Source organism: Pseudoalteromonas sp. XMcav1-K (assembly GCF_044005875.1).
GTDB classification, from domain to species: Bacteria; Pseudomonadota; Gammaproteobacteria; order Enterobacterales; family Alteromonadaceae; genus Pseudoalteromonas; species Pseudoalteromonas spongiae.
The window spans coordinates 1-20,006 of record NZ_JBIPJE010000019.1; the positions used below are offsets into that span (position 1 = coordinate 1).

The following is a 20,006-nucleotide window of genomic DNA, read 5'->3' on the forward strand; positions in this document are numbered from 1 at the left end:
TGCGATGATAATGAATCAGTCATCGCAAAGTAACCTTCGCCGGTAATCGCAAGATCAAGCGCATTCTGAGTAAACTGTAATGAACCTTGGTTAAACTGTTGTGCCACAACCGTAGTTTGCACACCATCACCATTTTTTGTTTTGCCCGAACTAAATACCGACGCAGCATATACATCTGCGAATTCAGCCCGTGACTCTTTAAAACCTGTTGTGTTTACGTTCGCAATGTTGTTTGCGGTTACATCGAGATCTTTTTGTGCCGCAGCTAATCCCGTCAATGCAATATTAAAACTCATAATTCACCTCTTAAACTCGCAGTCCTGATTGTTAGGAAACTGCTTACTCGGAGTTATTTATTCAACTTTAATGCCAAGATTAACCTTGAGCGATTTCGACAACATCACTTAAATTAATCGAACCAGCGCCCGTGTTAAGTACCAAGCCATGTGTGCCTTTTAAACTAACACTTGAAATGTTCAAAAACGCTCCAGTTGGAAAGCTCATATACTCACCATCTGCGACTCGTCCTTCCGCTGTCATCGCGTAATTGCCAGGTGGCAACGGATTACCGCTTTCATCTTTGCCATCCCACTCAAACTTTGCTGCGCCCGCAGTCTTCGAACCAATATCCAGCGTGCGAACAACCTCACCCGCTGCATTTTTGATTTTTACGGTGACATCATGAGCAGAGGTATCCAGCGCCACACTACCTGTAGATGTTTTGCCATCCCTCAGTTCAAGTACCGTTGATGGCACCAGTGCATCTTTACCAACCAATGTTGATGCTTGTAGTGCAGAATTCGAAGTCATCGTTGAAGCAAAGCTTTCAAAGTTTGCATTCAGTTGGCTAATACCATCAGCCATCGAAAAGCTTGTCATTTGCGCAATCATCTGATCGTTATCCGCAGGTTTTGTCGGATCTTGATACGATAACTGCTGCGTTAACAATGCAAAGAAATCTTCTTGTTTTAGCTGATCGTTATCATTTTGTTCAGGAACACCTGTAGGTGTTTTCCATTTAACTGAATCAATAAAACTATCGTTACTCACGTTTGTTGTCATGATCAGCTCCTATTAGTTTTGACCCATGCGCAGAGTACGAGACAGCATTTGTTTCGCTGCATCAGCTACTTGAACATTGGTTTGGTAATTACGTGATGCCGAAATCATATTTGCCATTTCTTCCACAACATTGACATTCGGCTTATAGATAAAGCCATCTTTATCAGCCAGCGGATGTTCTGGATTGAATTCACGCTTAAGCGGTTTGTCACTTTCAACAATACCAAGCACCTTTACTCCAACCGCTTCACCTTGTTGTGCGTTAACCGCTTTGCTCAATTCTGCAGAAAAAACAGGATGACGCGCACGATAAGTTTCATCCGCACTTGAACTCACTGAGTTAGCATTAGACAAATTACTTGCAGTCGTATTTAAACGCACAGATTGTGCACTCATGCCAGTACCAGAAATATTAAATACATTATATAGACTCATAATTATGCCCCTTGCCCACCTAGTGCTTTTTTCAAGCCTTTAAACTTACCGCCTAAAAAGTTAATACTCGCTTGGTACTCCATTGCGTTTTGAACATACTTACTACGTTCTTCCTGCATATCCACAGTATTACCGTCACCGGTATCAGGCTGAGTGGGTACTCGATACAAGGTGTTACTTTCTAAACTATTAATAGATAGATCGAAGTGTTTTTCGTGAGTGGTCGACAAGCGCTTAGATTGGCTCGATTTAGCCTGTTCAAGGGCTTTTGAAAAATCGATGTCTCGCGCTTTGTAGTTTGGCGTATCTGCGTTAGCAATATTGGTTGCTAGCACTTCTGCTCTTTGCGAACGAGCAAGAGTAGCTTGCGGATGAATGCCGAGTGCTCTGTCAAAACTGATAGCCATAACTTCTCCAAAAAAGTGACTTTGAAGAAGTTATGCAAATAGTAAGCCAGAGCTACTGACTAATTATTTTTTTTGATAAATGATACCTGGATTACAGCGGATCATTTCAAAATCCTCGCTTAATCCGGTCATAGATTCTGACGCGCCTAGAAATAAGTACCCTTTAGGGCTAAGGGCTTGGTGAAATTGTTTAATAATTTTTGCTTTAACTTCCGGTGAGAAATAAATCAATACATTACGACAAAAAATGATTTCAAATTTCCCCATAAGTGCATACGAATCTAACAAGTTTAAGTGGCGAAAGCTCACCATCCGCTTTATATCATCGTTCACTTTTGCCATACCGTGATCTGAATCCGTAAAAAACTTGCGACGCCTTTCAGGTGAAAGGCCACGTGCCAGCGCAAGCGAATCGTATTCAGCATTTTTACAGATATCTAACATGGTGTTAGATATATCTGTACCAACAATATTAACGCCCGCTAGCGCCCCTGGCTTTGACTGCTTAAATTCAGCGGCACTCATAGCGATTGAATACGGCTCTTGCCCTGAAGAACTTGCAGCAGACCAAATTTTAATAGGTCTACGCAGCTCCGAAAGTTCAGGGAAAAGTTTATTCTTAAGCAATTCGAATGGATATGTATCACGGAACCACAGGGTTTCATTAGTTGTCATTGCATCAACAACTGCAGCCCTTAACTGACGTTCACGCGGGCTAAGCGTTTTAGTCACTAATTCTGATAAAGAGTCGACATCAAACCTTGCCATTAAAGGTGCAAGACGACTCTTTACTAGGTACTGTTTATTGTCACCTAGCACAATGCCACATTGCTGCTCTAAAAAGCTTTTAAATTGCTGATATTCTTTATCATCTAAGTTTTTGTTCAAGTTTATTACTCGCTGGTCTAATCTTCATGAACCCACTTTTTAACCGCAGTAGCTAACTCGTCTGGGTTAAACTTCGCAATAAAATCATCAGCTCCGACTTTTTCAACCATCGCCTGATTAAATACACCACTGAGTGATGTATGTAATATAACATGAAGCGGTGCTGTTCTGGGATCAGCCTTTAGTTCGGCTGTTAGCGTATACCCATCCATTTCTGGCATTTCTACGTCTGAAATAAGTAGCGCTACTCGTTCAGTGACCACACTTTGACAATCTTTCTCGGCAATTTCTTTCAGGCGAACTAGCGCCTCGCGTCCATTTTTTGCCACCTCAGTTTGCACGCCTAATGGCTCAAGCGCGCGTTTCACTTGGTTTCGCGCAACTGTCGAATCATCGGCAATAAATACAATACGTTCGCCAAGGTCTTTTTGCATCTCACCATCTGAAACCAAATCAGCACTCACCTCGGTGTTTACTGGGCAAATTTCATTCAGGATCTTTTCTACATCCAGTATTTCAACCAGTTCCTTTTCGATTTCAGTTACTGCAGTTAAATACGAATAACGGCCCGAACCTGACGGCGGTGGCATAATTGATTCCCAGTTGATATTAACGATACGCTCAACCGAGTCGACTAAAAAGCCCTGCACTGAACGGTTATATTCAGTGATGATAATAAAACAATCTTTTGTATCTTGGATCCCAGGGCCACCGATAGCTAAAGAAAGATCGATAACTGAAATTGTTTGCCCACGTATGTGCGCCACACCTTTAACATAATGATTAGATTTTGGCATTGCCGTTAAGTTAGGACATTGTAAAACCTCACGTACTTTAAATACGTTAATTCCGAACCGCTGCCTGCCTTTTAACTTAAACAGCAACAACTCCAGCCTGTTTTGACCTACGAGTTGCGTTCGCTGATTAACCGAATCTAAAATGCCTGCCATTTCAATCTCCTAACTTGAAGCAATGAAAAGGAATACTTCTTGCTTCTTTGTTATTGTACTACCGTATAACCTTGATGTGCCATAATTTTGACACTCGCTAGTTATACCTTGTTTTACCCATAAAGCATAGTCGAAACATTATGAGTTTGTTTAAAAAAAATCTTTATTTCTTTATTTTAATACAAATTACTGCGCTTGCTATGACTTCACTCAAAGCAAAGGTTTACAGTAAGTTAGAATTGCAGCAAATCGCAATAGATTATGTTGCCGATAACAAACAACCCAACCCTAACCAACACCCTAATTCGCAGTTGTCGATTACGGCGTTACCGCTCGACACTCGTATTAAAACGCGAACATGTCAGCGCGAGTTGCAAGTAAGTGCCGCAAATCCTATCAATACTAATCGGCAATCTACTATAAAAATTAAGTGTTTAGACCAAAATAATTGGCAAGTTTTTGTGCATGTAAAGCAATTAGAGCTCGTTGAAGTGATTACGGCAGCAAAAGGGATCAGTAAAGGGCAACGAATTACCGCACAACATTTAACCAGCAAGCAAGTTGCAAAACACTTAACGCGTTCGAATCAATTTAAATCGAGTACTAACTTAATAGGTAGCCGCAGTAAACGAAATGTTCGTGCGGGACAAACTATCAACTACAATTATATTTGTACTATTTGTAAAGGCGATAAAATTACTATTTTGGCAAGCTTTAAAGGCATGACAATTAAAACACAAGGTGAAGCGCTTGAAGATGGACGCATAGGCGACAACATTAGTATTCGCAATGTAAAATCTAAAAAGAAAATTCAGGCAAGAGTTTTAAACACTGAGCTGGTAAAAGTCACAATTTAGCGCTGTACTCTAGTAGAAATTTCAGGTTAAATAAGAGGTTACAAATTTAATAAAAATAGTGCATTTTTTATTAAAGGTTGTACCCGAGATGCCGATACATAAGATGTGAAATCTTAGTAGAGAGAACTGTCATGGTTAATCAAATAAATCAAGGCTCAAACAGCCAAGCAAACGTCAGGCTTGAAAGCTCTAAGCAGCAAGCGTCTGAAACTGCTAATAAACAAGTGCAAGTGAATACTGCTACTGCAAAGGCAACTAGCGATTCAGTGAGCATTACACCGCAAGCTCAACAGCTTAAAAAGCTAAATGAAAAAGCGGAGCAATCATCAGGTATTGATGAGAAAAAAGTAAACGAGCTTAAAAAAGCGATCGCTAACGGCGAATACAAAATTGATGCAGAGAAGCTTGCTGAAAATATCAATAAGCTTGAATTTAAACTTTTCGGTCGATAGTTTATGAATCTAGAACAGATATTAGCGCAACAACTTGATGAGTTGAATACTATGGCTGACATCCTAAAGCAGGAATTAGAAGCTATAGTTGCGCGCGATCATGAATCTTTAATATCTGTTGTTGAAAGCAAAGTTGCATCGTTGCAGTCCATTCAGCAACGTGACCAACACATTGCCAAATTAATCGATCAAGACGGTATTGATAAAGCAGAATATCAGCCAACAATCAACCAAATTAATCAGGTATTAGCTGACTGCAAAAAGCAGAATGATGTGAATCAAGTAGCAGCAAATCAAAGCCAGATTGCTTCACAAAAGTTGAAGAATATCTTATTTGGTAAAAGTCATACCGGATACGACAAAACGGGCAAATCTTTCTCTCTACCTAACCCGATTGCTCGCGGGCTAAAAGCGTAATCTGAATTTACTAATAAAAAGTAACCTGCTAGTAGTAGGTTACTTTTTTTACGTTTCTTGGTTTTGTTTGACCAATATATAAGTCATGTACCAATTTCATATCTAGCTCTACTTCTGTTGCATACGTATCACCCACAGCGTAGCTTTTTGTTACTTTCGCACCACGTACAACACCTTGTACACGTACTTTCAAAGTATCATTACTAGCGATTAGGCCTTTAACACTCGTTTGCGCGTCAACTTTTTGTCCGTAGACTTGTTCCGCAAGTTCACGATAAGCCTCAAGCTTTGATGCCTTCATTGCCATAATCGATTTTTGCTCGGTTGTTGTACCGGGTTGCAAACTGATCGGTGCATACCCTACCGCATATAGCACTGGGTAGTTATCTGGTGTTTGGTATTCATATTCAATATGTTTATCAAACAGTTGGCTACAGCCACCTAATAAATATAAGCTCGTTACCAGAGTTGACGTTTTGAAAATTGATTTCAACATGTTGCCACCATACAAATGCATATTACATTTGATTTAGCAATTTTCGCGCCACTGTATAGTTTGGTACAGAAATTGAATATACAGACTAAGGTTTAAATTGAGAGCTGCGCTATGCGACATCTAGTATTACTTCTTTTTATTGTGAGCTTTTCGTCTCATGCAATTTGGTATGAATCAACCGGCCAAGCCAAAATACGCAATGGTAATGTTGAGCAAGCTCGAATGATGGCAACCGAAAACGCTATTCAGCAAGCTTTACTCTTTTCAGGTGCGCAAGTTACTAGTCTACAGCAAGTGGTAAATGGCATTTGGCAAACACCAAGTACCCAAGTTTACTCTCATGGAGCAATCGATCAGATTGAAGTAATTGATGAAATTCAATCAGACAACACGCTCTCAATTACACTTAGACTAGATATTTTAGATAATAGCGAGACTTGCCAAAATTCATCGATTAAAAAGAATGTGGCTCTAACAAGAACAGGTTTTAAAACTCCGAGCCATGCAACTTATGGTCAAATTTTTGAATTACCAAAAGCATACAGCGAAAAGCTCGCAAAGCATTTGTATCAGTTTACCCATTTATTCAACACAAAAGCCGATATTAACCGTAAGCTTAATACCAAAAACCTGTTCACCGCGCATTTTGATGCCAACTCAAGCGCCCTTATTCAACAAATTGCCGACCAAAATAACAGTCAGTTTGTCTGGATATCGCAAATAGAAGACTTATCTCTTGGTGAGCAACAGAGTTCATCGTTAGCATTTTGGCAAAATAAAGCTTATGAACGTTTTTTCTCGATTAATACGGCGCTATACAATGGCTTAACTGGCGAACTGCTAAAACAAACACACTACGATACATTTGCCACTTGGCAAACCAAAAAAACAGCCCGTATCGATGTGAACAGTGAAAAATTTTGGACCATGCCTTATGGACAAGCAATATCAGATATCAACTTAAAGCTTGGCCAAGATTTAGCAAGCTATCTTGCCTGTATTCCAGCGCAAGCACGTATTTTAAGCGTGGATCACGATACCGTGATCATTAGCCTTGGCGCTGAAAATAATCTAGTGAAAGGACAAAAGCTGCAAGTAGCACTGCGCAAAGGGTTTAATCAAAAGCAGCTTATTGTTAATACTGATTACCAGTTGAGAGTCACTCAGATAAATCAAAACACCGCCATTGCCCAAGTGATAGGCGACAAACTCCTGGCAAACGTACAAATTGGTGATTTGGTTACGTTAGCAAGCTTCTAAGGGGCTAGGGCTAGGGCTAGGGCTAGAGCCAGAGCTTAGCATTTAGTTTTAATAACCTGTTCTATCGCAAAATAACTCGGGTTAAACACGTAACCTTCAAGAAATACGTTAATCACGCGGCTACATAGCAATAAAAGATAGCTCGATTTAAAAGACTGTTTAATGACGTTCAAATAACAAAAAAGACGGGTTAAAACTTTATAGGCGTTAATGGCGTTCCCGGCAGGAGTCGAACCTGCGACCCTTCGCTTAGGAGGCGAATGCTCTATCCAACTGAGCTACGAGAACAATATCATTTATTCAAGATTATCAAAGAGTAAAAAGAGAAAGCAAGCAACTTATAGGAACAACAGTTTACCTTTACGTGCTATTCATCAAATGCAACACTGTATGGGATGGTGTATTTGGCGCTGGCTATTATACGCTGGTCACTCAAGCTAGTAATGCGAGAGTTAATCACCACACCGTTACTTTTATATAGTAACGTACCACTTAACACGGCATTTATAACACCTTGAGAGTTTAGTTGCTTAACATCACGAGAATAGGTGTAATCACCATTACCATCTATGCGAACAACTGGCATGACTTTATGATCTACTACATTTAAACCATATGCCTGAACTTCTGTCAGCATCGATTCAGCAAGTTGATTTCCAAATCGACTTGCATACTGTAGGTTATCATCTAAATCGACAAATGATGTTACGGCTAAACGAACCAGTTCTGGCTCTGCATCAAGGTTGGCCATCAATTTCATTGCGATTTGTTCCGCATATTCATCAAGCAAATAGTCATTAATTGGTGCAATTCGATTCGCTGGTTGATGTTGTGCAACAGGATACACTTTCTTCTGTTCTTGAGATTGTTGCACTGTAGTTTGACAACCAGAAGCAAGTATTGCTACTCCCGCGATTAAATGTTTCATAAATACTGCCCTAACCTTTGCGTAACGGAATACCATCGTTGTTTTTGGTATTTTGCAGTGACTTTATCGCATAATCTGGCACGAGCCCTTGCGCTGACGCCACAACTGCTTTCGACTTTATGCCAATGATTCTAGCATTGACTAAATACCCTTTCTGATGCTTCGTTAGGGTACCTGATAACACATAATCTATTGGTAAATCCGAACGCAACTCCATGTAGTCCCGACTAAAAATATAGTCTCCTTCCGTACTCACTCGGAAAAAATCAGTGGTCTTGTAATCCAAAACAGGTAAACCTAGCTTATGAATTTCATGAATAAAACTTTCAGCAATCTGATTACCGACTAAATTAGTTTTTTGTAAATCACTATCAAGCAGCACAAAGCTAGTCACAGCAATTGGAGTGCTTTGGTTAACGTATTTAACATTATCTGCAAGTTGATGCATTAATCCTCGCACATAATGGTTAATATTTTTAATTTCTTTAACCGTCCCCTTATTCGCCATAAACGAATCCGCACTGTAAGCTTGAAAACGACTATCTACTTGCTCAGTTGTTTCGTCACTAGCTGCAACCGTTGTATTGTTACCCAATGTAGTACATCCAACCACAACAGCAGCTATTGAAGCGACTCCGATTGATTTAACCATGCGAACCTTCATTAGTATGTACTCCTATAAAGTTTTCCATCACGTAACGATATCTTGCTTTGCTGCCAATTAACGTTAGCTGGGAACATTTCGGTTGCTGCCGAAACAACCCGTTTATCAGATAAGTCTATTAATCTTGCACTCACTAAAAAGCCCGTTTCAATCTTGCTGATTGTACCTGTTAAAAAATAATCAACAGCCAAGTTATCAGACAACTGTGATTTGTCGCGTGTCAGCATAATGTCTTGGGTATCGGCAATTGTGATATATTCTGAAGTTTTAAATTCTATAACGCTTGCACCAACTTGCGTAAAAAGTGTCTGTAGACTTGCCTGAACTTGATTGCCAAGGGTCATCAATTGCGGGTCTTGTTTATCTTTGAGATCTTGCTCCGGCAAGAAGGTTCCCACTGCAATGCGATTATCTGCATTTAACTTAGGCATGGTATCAAACATAGTTACGGCAAGCTGCTTTGCAAAGCTATGCACATTTCGTTCAGATACATTGGTTTGATTAAATACTTTAGCTTCAATTGGTTGTGTGATTACAGGCTCACTTGAGCAACCCAACAGTACAAGGCTAGTAAAACCAATGCAAAAAATTTGTTTCATTTGTGACACCTTCAAACACATTGACATCACAAAAATAAAGCAAAAAAAATGCCACTTTGAAGTGGCATTCTCAAAAAGCATTGAAAAACTAAAGTAACGACTGAATATGCGCCTTTAATTCATCTTTAAGGTCATCACGACGCAGTGCATATTCAATATTAGCTTTCATATAGCCAAGCTTTGAGCCACAGTCGTGGCTTTTACCTTTCATGTAGTAGGCATCGACTTGCTGCTCTTTCATTTGCATTGCAATGGCATCGGTAAGTTGAATCTCATTTCCAGCGCCCAATGGCGTTTTCTTAAGGAGCGGCCAAATGGATTTATCTAAAACGTAACGCCCTACCACAGCAAGATTAGAAGGCGCTTCATCGCGCTTTGGCTTTTCAACAATATTTTTGATTGCTGTACTGCCACCAGGTAGTAGTTCATTGCCGTTAATATTCACAATACCAAATTTATCGACGTCTTCATCAGCAACCTTTTCAACCATTATTTGACTGTGGCCAGTTTCATTGAAACGGGTAATCATGTCGGCAAGATTATCTTTATTTAAGTCGCAGCTCGCGTTATCTAAAATTACATCAGGTAACACCACGACAAACGGCGCATCGCCGACAATTGGTCTGGCACACTCAACAGCGTGCCCTAACCCCTTTGCTTCACCTTGGCGTACGTGAATAATCGTTACATCTTTTGGACAAATCGCCTGAACTTCTTCAAGTAATTGACGTTTAACACGGCGCTCTAACGTCGCTTCCAACTCAAAGCTCGTATCAAAGTGGTTTTCAATCGAGTTTTTACTCGAGTGCGTTACCAATACGATTTCTTTGATGCCAGCTGCGGCAACTTCTTCAACAATGTATTGAATTAATGGTCTGTCGACGATCGGAAGCATTTCTTTTGGAATAGCTTTGGTTGCTGGCAACATACGTGTGCCTAAGCCTGCTACAGGAATGACTGCTTTCATTATTATTCTCTTCCTTAATTGTAGTTATACGGCAAATGGGTATTTAATCGCCTCGTGATATTGATAGCCTTCCACCGTAAAATCATCGGTAGTCACCCATGTTTCAATATCTTCTAGCGTTTTAATATTTGGGTTAATGGTTAAGCTTGGTGATTCAAACGGCTCGCGTTTTAGCTGCACATCACGCATTAACTCAAGTTGGTTTTCATAAATATGGGCATTTACAATTTTATGGTACGCCTTACCCGCTTTTAATCCGCAGATTTGTGCCATTAATGCTAATAGTACAAAACACTGAATCTGATTAAAGTTAAGACCAAGCGGCACATCACAGCTGCGCTGATAAGATGTTAGATAAAGCGTATCACCCAACAGTGAGAATGTATGTGTGTGCATACATGGGCGTAAACAGCCCATATCAAACTCACCTGGATTGTAAAAAGTTAAGATTTCGGCGCGATCATCAACGCCATTTTTAAGGTTATCAACAATCTTTTTCAATTGATCGAGCGTTGTACCATCGGGCTTTTGCCAAGCACGCCCCTGAACACCATAGACACGGCCCATATCATCTTCACCTTTACGGTGCGGATTGTTTAGCCACGCACTATTTTCATTAGCATTGGCGTTCCAGGTATTACAACCAATCGCTCTAAATTGTGCGGCGTTATCATAGCCACGTAAATAACCCAATAACTCGGCAATCGCCGCTTTATAGAAGCTTTTACGTGTCGTAATTAATGGGAATTTGTTGTTGGCAACATCATATTCTAAATCAGCATTTACCACCGTTAGGCAGCGAATACCGGTGCGTTTATTTTCTACCCAATGGCCTTCATCAACAATACGCTGACATAACTTTAAATACTGTTTCATGCGTTACACTCTTTTTGTTGGCGTTTTGCCGCCCAGAACATTAAACCAAGGCCAGCTAAAATCATTGGAAGCGACAAAATTTGTCCCTGCGAAATCACACCGCCATAAAGGCCGATGTGCGCATCGGGCTCACGGAAATACTCAACAATAAATCTAAAGAAGCCGTAACCAAATAAGAATAAGCCACCAATAACGCCTTCAGGGCGTGGCTTTCGATTTACAAACTGAATGATCGCAAAAAGCACTAAACCTTCTAAAATAGCTTCGTAAAGTTGCGACGGGTGGCGCGCCACAGGGCCACCTGTTGGAAATACCATCGCCCACGGCACATCAGAGGCGCGGCCCCATAACTCACCATTAATAAAGTTACCTATGCGGCCGAAAAACAGACCAAGCGGTACAAGTGGCGCAACAAAATCACCTACTCCCAACAAGGTTTTATTTTGTTTTTTGGCAAACCAGGCAATCGCCGTTACCACACCTATAACACCACCATGGAACGACATGCCGCCTTCCCAAATTTTAAATAAGTACAGTGGGTTTTCTAAGAAGTAGCTAAATTGATAGAAGAATACATAACCAAAACGGCCGCCTAAAATAACGCCAAGCATACCGTAAAACAATAAGTCACTCGTTTGCTCTTTAGTCCAACCACTATTTGGTTTACTTGCCGCGCGCGATGCTAAAAATGAAGCCGTTACAAACGCAATCAAATACATCATGCCGTACCAGTGCACTTTTATTGGACCTATCTCAATAAACACTGGATCAATATTTGGAAAATCCACTTATTTCCACCTTTCCTTTTTAACTACTTAACATTCTAATTGCGACAATCACTAACAGTGCCGCAAAAATACGTTTTATTATTTTTACTGGTAAATACTGCGCCGCTTTTGCGCCAAACTGTGCAAAAAACGCCGACGTTAATACAATTCCGATTAATGCGGGTAAATAAACGAAACCAATAAAGCCTTCGCTTACATCATGGTATTGCAAACCTAAGCTAATATAACCGACTACGCCAAAAGTAGCGATTAAAATGCCACTCAATGCCGCACAACCTATGGCTTTTCGCATATCGAGTTTAAAATGCGTTAAAAATGGCACTAATAACGCACCACCGCCGATGCCCACCATGCCAGACACCGCACCAATAACACTGGTTCCTAGGGTTAAAATACTGCCGTGAGGCAGCGCTGATTGTGCTTTTGGTTGATGCGGTAAAATCATCCGTAGCGCGATAAAAATTACACAGCTGGCAAAAATCAACTGTAGCGTATCGTTACTAATACCTGTGGCAATCACGCCACTTAATAATGCACCAACTGATACACCAACTAATACCCAAGGGGCTATTTTCCATGGAATATTTTGATTTTTATGATGTGCGTAAGCGGAGCTTGAGGAGGTAAATATAATCGATGCTAGCGATGTAGCGATTGCAACGACCATGGCTTGATCGGCAGGCACTAAATTTAGCGCGAGTAACAGGTAGCTCAACACAGGTACAATAATTAATCCACCACCAATACCAAGCAGTCCAGCCAAAAACCCAACCAAGCAGCCAAGCGCCATACAACTAAAAAAAACTATCGAAATATCAGACATGAACAACCTAGGTTTTAGTGGACTGCGCTAGTATACAGAATTTGGCTTAATTTGTGATGAATTATAAATTCCCTTAATAACCGATGCACTTGTTTTGCGTTTTTTGCCGCCAGACAGGTTACTAACAGTTGTTCCATGTCGCTGGCATTTAAGCGTCGTAATACGTATTTCACTTTATTAATCGCGCTTGGACTCATACTTAAATCACGATAACCCATAGCCACTAACAACAGCGCGCCTTCAGGGTCGGCAGCCAGCTCACCACACAAACTAAACGGTAACTGATAATCGATACATTGAATCGCAATATCGTTAAGTACGCGCAGTATTGCGGGGTGATAACTATCAAATAAATTAGCAACGCGTGCGTTAGTTCTATCAACCGCCAGCATATATTGCGTTAAGTCATTACTTCCCACCGAGCAAAAATCAACGCACTTAGCCCACTCAGGTAATAAATAAACACTCGAAGGTACCTCAAGCATAATACCGACTTGCGGCATTTCTAACTTTCCTTGCTCAGGAAGCCACTCATCTTGCAACTCAAAAAAGGCTTGTTGAATAAGGCGCTTTGATGACTCCACCTCATTTACGTCAGCCACCATAGGTAACATGATTTTTAAATTACCGAGCCCCATATTAGCTTTCAGCATGGCTTTTACTTGCTCTAAAAACAGTTCAGGGTGATCTAAACTAATACGAATACCACGCCACCCTAAAAATGGGTTTTCTTCCGAGAAATTAAAATAGCTTAAGCATTTATCACCACCAATATCCAAGGTACGCATGGTCACCGGCGACGGGTGATAGGCAGCTAGTATCTCACGATACCAGGCTTCTTGTTCTGCCAAACTTGGAAATGCATTTTGTTGCATAAACCAGGCTTCGGTACGGTATAAACCTATGCCATCCAAATATTTGGCATTTATCAAATCATTTGAAACTTCAAGCCCAGTATTGGCATATAAGCTTATTTCTTCCCCATCAAGCGTAACCGCCTCAAGCTGATACTCGGCATCAAACGCATCGTGTAAACGCGCATCTTCTCGCTTTAACTTAGCATACTCGTTTATAAGCGCTTTGGTCGGCGAAATATAAACACGGCCTGCATACGCATCTAAAATTAAAGATTTATCTGCTACATGGGAAATCGGTAAGCCAGATAACCCCCAAATTGCGGGAATACCCATTGCACGCGTCAAAATAGACGCATGTGAGTTTGCCGCACCACTGATGCTCACTACCCCTGCTAACATCTCTCTTGGAATTTCCGCAAGCATAGTAGGCGTTATGGTATCGGCGACCAAAATAATTGGCGCATCAAAATGATGCTTTTTATATTCACTGTTGAGCAAATGATGCAATACGCGAATACCGATATCTTGAATATCAATGGCGCGCTCACGAATGTAGGTATCTTGCATTGCCATAAATTGAGCAACCAAGCCTTCAATCACTAACTTTAATGCACTTTTAGCACACCAGCCTTCATAAATTTTAGCTTCAACTTGATCGCCTAAACTCTTTGCTTCAAGCAGTTGTTCATAAACGGTAAACACCGCCAACGTTTCTTGACCAAGATCGCTATCAAGTTGCGCAGCCATGCGGCGAAACTCTTTACGCGTGGTAATGACCGCGTGATGGAAAAGTCGAATTTGTTCGCTATGAGCGTCGCATTTCATCAATTCTAATTGACTAAAATCGATACTTGGCGCCATCACATAGGCTTTACCAAGTGCAATGCCTGGGGCTGAGCTTAATCCTTTTAAACAGGTAGTCTTTTGCTCAGATTCACTAAATTCGAGTAAATGCTGGATTTCCGCATTCGCTAACTGCGCTGCCAATTGGGCTGATAAGGTAACTAAAAAAGACTCTTCATCTTGGCTGAATACTCTTGCGAGCTGTTGCTGCACCACAATAACACCGAGGATCTTGCCTTGATGCACAATCGGTACTGCTAAAAACGCGTTATAGTTTTCTTCGTCAACTTCAGGTGCAAGTTTGAATCTTGGGTGGGATTTTGCAAACGCAAGGTTGATGGCTTCTTCGCGCTGGGCAACTAACCCAACTAAACCTTCGGTGAAACCAATTCTGAATTCACCAACCGCTTTAGGGTTAAGACCATCTGTTGCCATCAAAACAAATGCGTCTTGTGCATAATCAGCAAAATAGACCGAGCAGCACTGTGTTTTCATAGTGCTTTTAACACTTGAAACAAAACACTCAAGCGCCGCTTTCAAATTACTTTGCTGCGCCACTTTTTGTGCGATTTCTCGTAATGCTGTTAGCACAGTTACCTCATTAATTAGCGCCTGTTCCGCCAGCCTTGGTCTTTTTTATGAAATGGCATTGCATGAGGTGCAAACTCTTTCATAACGCGGCGGTAAACGTCTCGTTTAAACGAAACAACTTGGCGTACTGGATACCAGTAACTGACCCAGCGCCAATCATCAAATTCAGGATGATTGGTTTTAGACAAATCAACGTCTTCATCGGGACAGCGTAATTTAAGTAAAAACCACTTTTGCTTTTGACCAATACACACTGGACTTGAATCTCGGCGAATTAAACGCTTTGGTAACTTATAACGTAACCAGTGTTTAGAGCTTGCAATGATTTCAACGTCTTCGGGTTTTAATCCAACTTCCTCATTCAGTTCTCGGTACATGGTTTGCTCGGCAGTTTCACCTTGGTCAACTCCACCTTGTGGAAATTGCCACGAGTGTTGACCATAACGTCTAGCCCAAAATACCTGTCCCTGATTATTACAAATAACTATTCCAACGTTGGCACGGAACCCTTCGGCATCTATCACCCGCATGTGCCTCTTTTAATTCTTAATATAGCTCGATTGTTCCATAATCCGTATCTAACAGCAAATGAAAAACCAGCATATACTCAGGTTACCCACAAGTTGTGAATAAAACTAAAAATAAACGCACATTTCTCAAACAAATCCACAATCACCTCTTCAAAAAGCACACTTCTCCACAGATTCTGTGGATAACATTGTTTATATTTGTGTATTTAGTGCATAAATACAGCAGAACAGTTGGTAAAACCGCAACACCATAAAAAATATTTCTTTATATATCAGTTAATTAAGCGAGTTAAACACAATAAAATAGGCACACTCAAAATGCAGTGCATTTTATAACCAAATAAAACAATCCTTTAAGGTTATCCGTAATCGGTAAATTTGCTAAACTGCGATTTTAATTTATCGCGCTTACTGTATGAATAAACCCTTACCACCTGCTAGCACCTCTGAACTTATGACGCGCGTTAACGATATCGCTGGTTTAACGTTAGGAGAAGTAGCAGCAAGCTATGCATTCAACACACCGGAAAACTTATTAAGAGAAAAAGGCTGGATAGGCCAACTTATTGAATATGTGTTGGGCGCGACCGCAGCTTCAAAACCTGAACCTGACTTTGAGCATTTAGGTATAGAGCTTAAAACATTACCCATTTCATACAGTGGCAAACCGTTAGAAACAACTTATGTCTCAATTACACCGCTTACCAATTTACACGGTGTAACGTGGCAAAACTCAGTTGTGAAAAAAAAGCTGTCGCATGTTTTATGGTTACCGATTTTATCAGAGCGCGACCTGGCACCAACAGACCGCATTATTGGCAATGGATTTTTATGGCAACCAAGTGCGTTGCAAGAGGCACAGCTTAAAAAAGACTGGGAAGAACTGACCGAGATGATTGCGCTTGGCAACATTGAACAGATTAACGGTCATTTTGGTCAAGTACTGCAACTGCGCCCAAAAGCAGCCAATAGCAAAGCCCTTACCCAAGCAATTGGACCTGACGGCAAGGAAATTATGACTTTGCCACGGGGGTATTATTTAAAAACAGAATTTACCCGGCAAATATTAGCCGAACAGTTTGGTGCTGGGTAAAAAAGCGTTTAGAGTTCAAGATTAAGAGAGAAAATCTGAAACCTGAAACCTGAAATCTGAAATCTGAAATCTGAAATCTGAAATCTGAAATCTGCAAAATAAAAAACCGCTGCAAAACAGCGGTTTTTTATTTAGCTAAAATTAAGTGTCAATTACTGACCTTTAATTTCGCTACGACCATTGTAAATCGCTTTTTCAGCTAGCTTTTCTTCGATACGAAGAAGTTGGTTGTACTTAGCAACACGGTCAGAACGACACAGTGAACCAGTCTTAATTTGGCCTGCCGCAGTACCCACAGCTAAATCAGCAATAGTTGCATCTTCAGTTTCACCTGAACGGTGTGAGATAACTGCTGTAAAGCCAGCTTCGTGCGCCATTTGAATTGCTTCAAGTGTTTCAGTAAGTGAACCAATTTGGTTGAACTTGATTAAGATTGAGTTACCAATTTTTTCATCAATACCACGCTTTAAGATCTTCGTATTAGTTACGAATAAATCGTCACCAACTAGCTGTACTTTGTCGCCGATCTTATCTGTTAGTACTTTCCAACCTGCCCAGTCACTTTCGTCTAAGCCATCTTCAATTGACACAATTGGGTAACGTGCAGAAAGATCCGCTAGGAAGTCAGCAAAACCTTCTGAATCGAATACTTTACCTTCACCTTTCAGGTCGTACTTACCGTCTGTGTAGAATTCAGATGAAGCACAGTCTAGCGCAAGCGTTACATCTTCATTCATTTTGTAGCCGGCAGCTTCAACCGCTTCAACAATTACAGCAAGCGCTTCTTCGTTAGATGATAAGTTAGGTGCAAAACCACCTTCATCACCAACAGCTGTGTTTAGGCCACGTGCACTAAGTACTTTCTTCAGGCTGTGGAAGATTTCTGCACCCATGCGAAGTGCTTCTTTAAAGTTAGGTGCGCCTACTGGCTGAACCATAAACTCTTGAATGTCTACGTTGTTATCCGCGTGCTCACCACCGTTGATGATGTTCATCATAGGTACTGGCATTGAGAACTTGCCCGGTGTACCGTTTAGTTCTGCAATGTGTTCGAATAACTCTTGACCTTTGTCCTGTGCTGCTGCTTTAGCGTTTGCAAGAGAAACAGCTAGAATCGCGTTCGCGCCCAGTTTTTCTTTGTTTTCTGTGCCATCAAGATCAATCATGATGCCATCAATGTCTTTTTGCTGGTGAGAGTTTTTGCCGATTAAAGCGTCAGCGATTGGACCATTGATGAAATTCACCGCATTTAAAACACCTTTACCTAAGTAACGGCTCTTGTCACCATCACGAAGTTCTAGTGCTTCGCGGGTACCCGTTGATGCGCCCGATGGTGCACATGCACGACCCCAAATGCCGTTTGCTAAATGTACTTCAGCTTCAACAGTTGGGTTACCACGTGAATCCATTACTTCACGACCAATGACTTTTACGATTTCAGACATCTTATATCCTCTTTCCCATAAAGGTTGTTGTGCTAAGCCTGTGAAGGGTTCAGAATCACAGACAGTTAAAATAAAAAAGCCGCGACACAGGTCACGGCTTAGTAATTAATTTTCGTCTTTTTGTTGCGCGTATGCTGCACCCACGAAGCCTTCAAATAAACGGTGGCCATCGCGAGGTCCTGAGGTAAACTCAGGGTGGAACTGAGCTGCTACAAACCACGGGTGGTTCGGATGCTCAATCATTTCTACTAGCTTCTTATCTTCTGATAAGCCAGAGAACACCAAGCCAGCTTTCTCAAGTTGTTCTACGTAGTGGTTATTCACTTCATATCTGTGACGGTGACGTTCGAAAATTTCTGGCGCGCCGTATACTTCACGCGCTTTAGTGCCTTCAACTAAGTGACACTTTTGCGAACCTAAACGCATTGTCCCGCCAAGGTCAGACTCTTCAGAACGTTGTTCAACGTTACCTTCTTTATCTAGCCACTCAGTAATTAAGCCAATTACTTTATGTTCAGCGTCTGCATCGAATTCTGATGAATTTGCGCCTTCAAGGCCAGCTACATTTCGTGCAAATTCAATTAATGCAACCTGCATACCTAAACAGATACCTAGGTATGGTACTTTGTTTTCACGTGCGTATTGTGCAGTTAAAATCTTACCTTCAACACCACGACCACCAAAACCACCCGGTACTAAGATACCGTCAAGACCCGCAAGCATCTCAACGCCTTTTGTTTCAACGTCTTGTGAGTCTACATACTTAATATTAACCGTTACGCGGTTTTTAAGGCCTGCATGCTTAAGTGCTTCGTTAACTGATTTGTAGGCATCTGGCAATTCAATGTATTTACCAACCATACCAATCGTTACTTCACCGTTTGGATTAGACTCTTGATATAAAACTTGTTCCCACTCAGAAAGATCCGCTTCAGGTCTTTCAATGTGGAAACGACGACATACTAAATCGTCAAGACCTTGCGATTTAAGCAACGCAGGAATTTTATAAATGCTGTCGACATCTTTTAATGAGATAACCGCTTTTTCTTCTACGTTAGTAAATAACGCAATCTTCGCACGCTCATTCGCAGGAATTTGGCGATCTGAACGACAAATAAGAATATCAGGCTGAATACCAATCGAACGTAACTCTTTTACTGAGTGTTGTGTTGGTTTTGTTTTCACTTCGCCCGCAGCACCAAGGAAAGGCACGAGTGTTAAGTGCATATATAGTGCAGCTTCACGGCCAAGCTCTGTACCAAGTTGACGTAATGCTTCAAGGAAAGGTTGTGATTCAATATCACCTACCGTGCCACCAACTTCAACGATAGCAACATCATAACCTTCTGCACCATCCAGTACACGGCGTTTGATATCGTTTGTAATATGTGGAATAACTTGAATAGTTGCGCCAAGGAATTCACCACGACGTTCACGACGTAATACGTCTTCAAATACACGACCCTGCGTAAAGTTGTTACGCTTGGTCATTTTGGTGCGAATAAAACGCTCATAGTGACCTAAGTCTAGGTCAGTTTCAGCACCGTCTTCAGTAACAAATACTTCACCGTGCTGAATAGGGCTCATAGTGCCAGGATCAACATTAATGTAAGGATCAAGCTTTAGAATCGTTACGTTTAGACCGCGCGCTTCTAAGATTGCAGCCAATGATGCTGCAGCAATACCTTTACCCAAGGAGGAAACGACCCCGCCTGTAACGAAGATAAATTTTGTATTCATGTGAACCCTAAGATGTCAGGAATTAATAGACAATATTG

23 protein-coding genes and 1 tRNA gene are annotated in these 20,006 nt (G+C 41.1%); 5 read left to right on the top strand and 19 right to left on the bottom strand.

What is annotated here, in order from left to right; genetic code table 11:
• The 6 genes from ACHSBP_RS01115 to ACHSBP_RS01140 form a co-directional block, all read right to left on the bottom strand.
• A partial coding sequence (locus ACHSBP_RS01115; RefSeq protein ID WP_395387971.1) for a flagellar hook-basal body complex protein occupies nucleotides 1-296 on the bottom strand: 296 nt, incomplete at its 3' end.
• A 79-nt stretch (nucleotides 297-375) separates the two neighbouring features.
• Complete coding sequence (locus ACHSBP_RS01120) at nucleotides 376-1,062, bottom strand: flagellar hook assembly protein FlgD (RefSeq protein ID WP_010560738.1); 687 nt, start codon at nucleotides 1,060-1,062, stop codon at nucleotides 376-378.
• Between the two features lie 12 nt (nucleotides 1,063-1,074).
• A complete protein-coding gene (flgC, locus tag ACHSBP_RS01125) occupies nucleotides 1,075-1,497 on the bottom strand; it encodes a flagellar basal body rod protein FlgC (protein ID WP_010560739.1) in 423 nt (140 codons plus the stop codon).
• Nucleotides 1,498-1,499: 2 nt separating this feature from the next.
• Nucleotides 1,500-1,904, bottom strand: a complete 405-nt coding sequence (gene flgB / locus ACHSBP_RS01130; protein ID WP_010560740.1) for a flagellar basal body rod protein FlgB — start codon at nucleotides 1,902-1,904, stop codon at nucleotides 1,500-1,502.
• Nucleotides 1,905-1,967: 63 nt separating this feature from the next.
• Complete coding sequence (locus ACHSBP_RS01135) at nucleotides 1,968-2,792, bottom strand: protein-glutamate O-methyltransferase CheR (protein WP_010560741.1); 825 nt, start codon at nucleotides 2,790-2,792, stop codon at nucleotides 1,968-1,970.
• A gap of 17 nt (nucleotides 2,793-2,809) precedes the next feature.
• Nucleotides 2,810-3,742: a chemotaxis protein CheV gene (locus tag ACHSBP_RS01140; RefSeq protein WP_010560742.1), complete on the bottom strand. Its 933-nt coding sequence runs from the start codon at nucleotides 3,740-3,742 to the stop codon at nucleotides 2,810-2,812.
• 200 nt (nucleotides 3,743-3,942) lie between these two features.
• Here ACHSBP_RS01140 and flgA point away from each other — a divergent pair, with 200 nt between their 5' ends.
• The 3 genes from flgA to flgN all read left to right on the top strand — a co-directional run bounded on the left by flgA (nucleotide 3,943) and on the right by flgN (nucleotide 5,468).
• Complete coding sequence (gene flgA / locus ACHSBP_RS01145; protein ID WP_395387972.1) at nucleotides 3,943-4,599, top strand: flagellar basal body P-ring formation chaperone FlgA; 657 nt, start codon at nucleotides 3,943-3,945, stop codon at nucleotides 4,597-4,599.
• Between the two features lie 131 nt (nucleotides 4,600-4,730).
• Entirely contained in the window at nucleotides 4,731-5,051 is a 321-nt protein-coding gene (flgM, locus tag ACHSBP_RS01150; protein WP_010560744.1) for a flagellar biosynthesis anti-sigma factor FlgM, read from the top strand.
• Nucleotides 5,052-5,054: 3 nt separating this feature from the next.
• Nucleotides 5,055-5,468 (top strand): flagellar protein FlgN, encoded by a 414-nt coding sequence (gene flgN / locus ACHSBP_RS01155; protein ID WP_010560745.1) that lies wholly within the window; start codon nucleotides 5,055-5,057, stop codon nucleotides 5,466-5,468.
• 28 nt (nucleotides 5,469-5,496) lie between these two features.
• Here flgN and ACHSBP_RS01160 read toward each other — a convergent pair whose 3' ends face one another.
• Nucleotides 5,497-5,964, bottom strand: coding sequence for an LPP20 family lipoprotein (locus tag ACHSBP_RS01160; RefSeq protein WP_100914496.1), 468 nt, complete (start codon nucleotides 5,962-5,964; stop codon nucleotides 5,497-5,499).
• A 111-nt stretch (nucleotides 5,965-6,075) separates the two neighbouring features.
• Between ACHSBP_RS01160 and ACHSBP_RS01165 the strand changes: the two genes are divergently transcribed.
• A complete protein-coding gene (locus ACHSBP_RS01165) occupies nucleotides 6,076-7,224 on the top strand; it encodes a flagellar assembly protein T N-terminal domain-containing protein (protein ID WP_395387973.1) in 1,149 nt (382 codons plus the stop codon).
• A 211-nt stretch (nucleotides 7,225-7,435) separates the two neighbouring features.
• On the opposite strand, the gene ACHSBP_RS01170 is transcribed toward ACHSBP_RS01165, so the two are convergent.
• The 10 genes from ACHSBP_RS01170 to rppH all read right to left on the bottom strand — a co-directional run bounded on the left by ACHSBP_RS01170 (nucleotide 7,436) and on the right by rppH (nucleotide 15,684).
• Nucleotides 7,436-7,512: transfer RNA gene (locus ACHSBP_RS01170), tRNA-Arg, on the bottom strand.
• Between the two features lie 79 nt (nucleotides 7,513-7,591).
• Nucleotides 7,592-8,152 (bottom strand): FlgO family outer membrane protein, encoded by a 561-nt coding sequence (locus ACHSBP_RS01175; RefSeq protein WP_010560748.1) that lies wholly within the window; start codon nucleotides 8,150-8,152, stop codon nucleotides 7,592-7,594.
• A gap of 10 nt (nucleotides 8,153-8,162) precedes the next feature.
• Nucleotides 8,163-8,804 carry a FlgO family outer membrane protein gene (locus ACHSBP_RS01180; RefSeq protein WP_082428491.1) on the bottom strand — a complete coding sequence of 214 codons (642 nt, stop codon included), beginning with the start codon at nucleotides 8,802-8,804 and terminating at the stop codon, nucleotides 8,163-8,165.
• Nucleotides 8,805-8,815: 11 nt separating this feature from the next.
• A complete protein-coding gene (locus ACHSBP_RS01185) occupies nucleotides 8,816-9,415 on the bottom strand; it encodes a FlgO family outer membrane protein (RefSeq protein ID WP_010560750.1) in 600 nt (199 codons plus the stop codon).
• Nucleotides 9,416-9,503: 88 nt separating this feature from the next.
• Nucleotides 9,504-10,382 carry a UTP--glucose-1-phosphate uridylyltransferase GalU gene (gene galU / locus ACHSBP_RS01190; RefSeq protein WP_010560751.1) on the bottom strand — a complete coding sequence of 293 codons (879 nt, stop codon included), beginning with the start codon at nucleotides 10,380-10,382 and terminating at the stop codon, nucleotides 9,504-9,506.
• Nucleotides 10,383-10,406: 24 nt separating this feature from the next.
• Nucleotides 10,407-11,258 (bottom strand): thymidylate synthase, encoded by an 852-nt coding sequence (locus ACHSBP_RS01195; protein WP_395387974.1) that lies wholly within the window; start codon nucleotides 11,256-11,258, stop codon nucleotides 10,407-10,409.
• Nucleotides 11,255-12,046, bottom strand: coding sequence for a prolipoprotein diacylglyceryl transferase (gene lgt / locus ACHSBP_RS01200; protein ID WP_395387975.1), 792 nt, complete (start codon nucleotides 12,044-12,046; stop codon nucleotides 11,255-11,257). The genes ACHSBP_RS01195 and lgt overlap by 4 nt, the downstream gene beginning before the upstream one ends.
• A 19-nt stretch (nucleotides 12,047-12,065) precedes the next feature.
• Nucleotides 12,066-12,869: a sulfite exporter TauE/SafE family protein gene (locus ACHSBP_RS01205; RefSeq protein WP_010560754.1), complete on the bottom strand. Its 804-nt coding sequence runs from the start codon at nucleotides 12,867-12,869 to the stop codon at nucleotides 12,066-12,068.
• A gap of 14 nt (nucleotides 12,870-12,883) precedes the next feature.
• On the bottom strand, nucleotides 12,884-15,160 hold the full coding sequence (ptsP, locus tag ACHSBP_RS01210; RefSeq protein WP_395387976.1) for a phosphoenolpyruvate--protein phosphotransferase: 2,277 nt from the start codon (nucleotides 15,158-15,160) through the stop codon (nucleotides 12,884-12,886).
• Nucleotides 15,161-15,174: 14 nt separating this feature from the next.
• The gene (gene rppH, locus ACHSBP_RS01215; RefSeq protein WP_010560756.1) at nucleotides 15,175-15,684 is read right to left on the bottom strand and encodes an RNA pyrophosphohydrolase; all 510 of its coding nucleotides are present in this window, start codon (nucleotides 15,682-15,684) and stop codon (nucleotides 15,175-15,177) included.
• Nucleotides 15,685-16,105: 421 nt separating this feature from the next.
• On the opposite strand from rppH, the gene mutH reads away from it, so the two are divergent.
• Complete coding sequence (gene mutH / locus ACHSBP_RS01220) at nucleotides 16,106-16,783, top strand: DNA mismatch repair endonuclease MutH (RefSeq protein WP_010560757.1); 678 nt, start codon at nucleotides 16,106-16,108, stop codon at nucleotides 16,781-16,783.
• Between the two features lie 152 nt (nucleotides 16,784-16,935).
• Here mutH and eno read toward each other — a convergent pair whose 3' ends face one another.
• Both eno and ACHSBP_RS01230 read right to left on the bottom strand, forming a co-directional pair.
• Nucleotides 16,936-18,228 (bottom strand): phosphopyruvate hydratase, encoded by a 1,293-nt coding sequence (gene eno, locus ACHSBP_RS01225; RefSeq protein ID WP_010560758.1) that lies wholly within the window; start codon nucleotides 18,226-18,228, stop codon nucleotides 16,936-16,938.
• 105 nt (nucleotides 18,229-18,333) lie between these two features.
• The gene (locus tag ACHSBP_RS01230; protein ID WP_010560759.1) at nucleotides 18,334-19,968 is read right to left on the bottom strand and encodes a CTP synthase; all 1,635 of its coding nucleotides are present in this window, start codon (nucleotides 19,966-19,968) and stop codon (nucleotides 18,334-18,336) included.
• Between the last annotated feature and the right edge of the window lie 38 nt (nucleotides 19,969-20,006).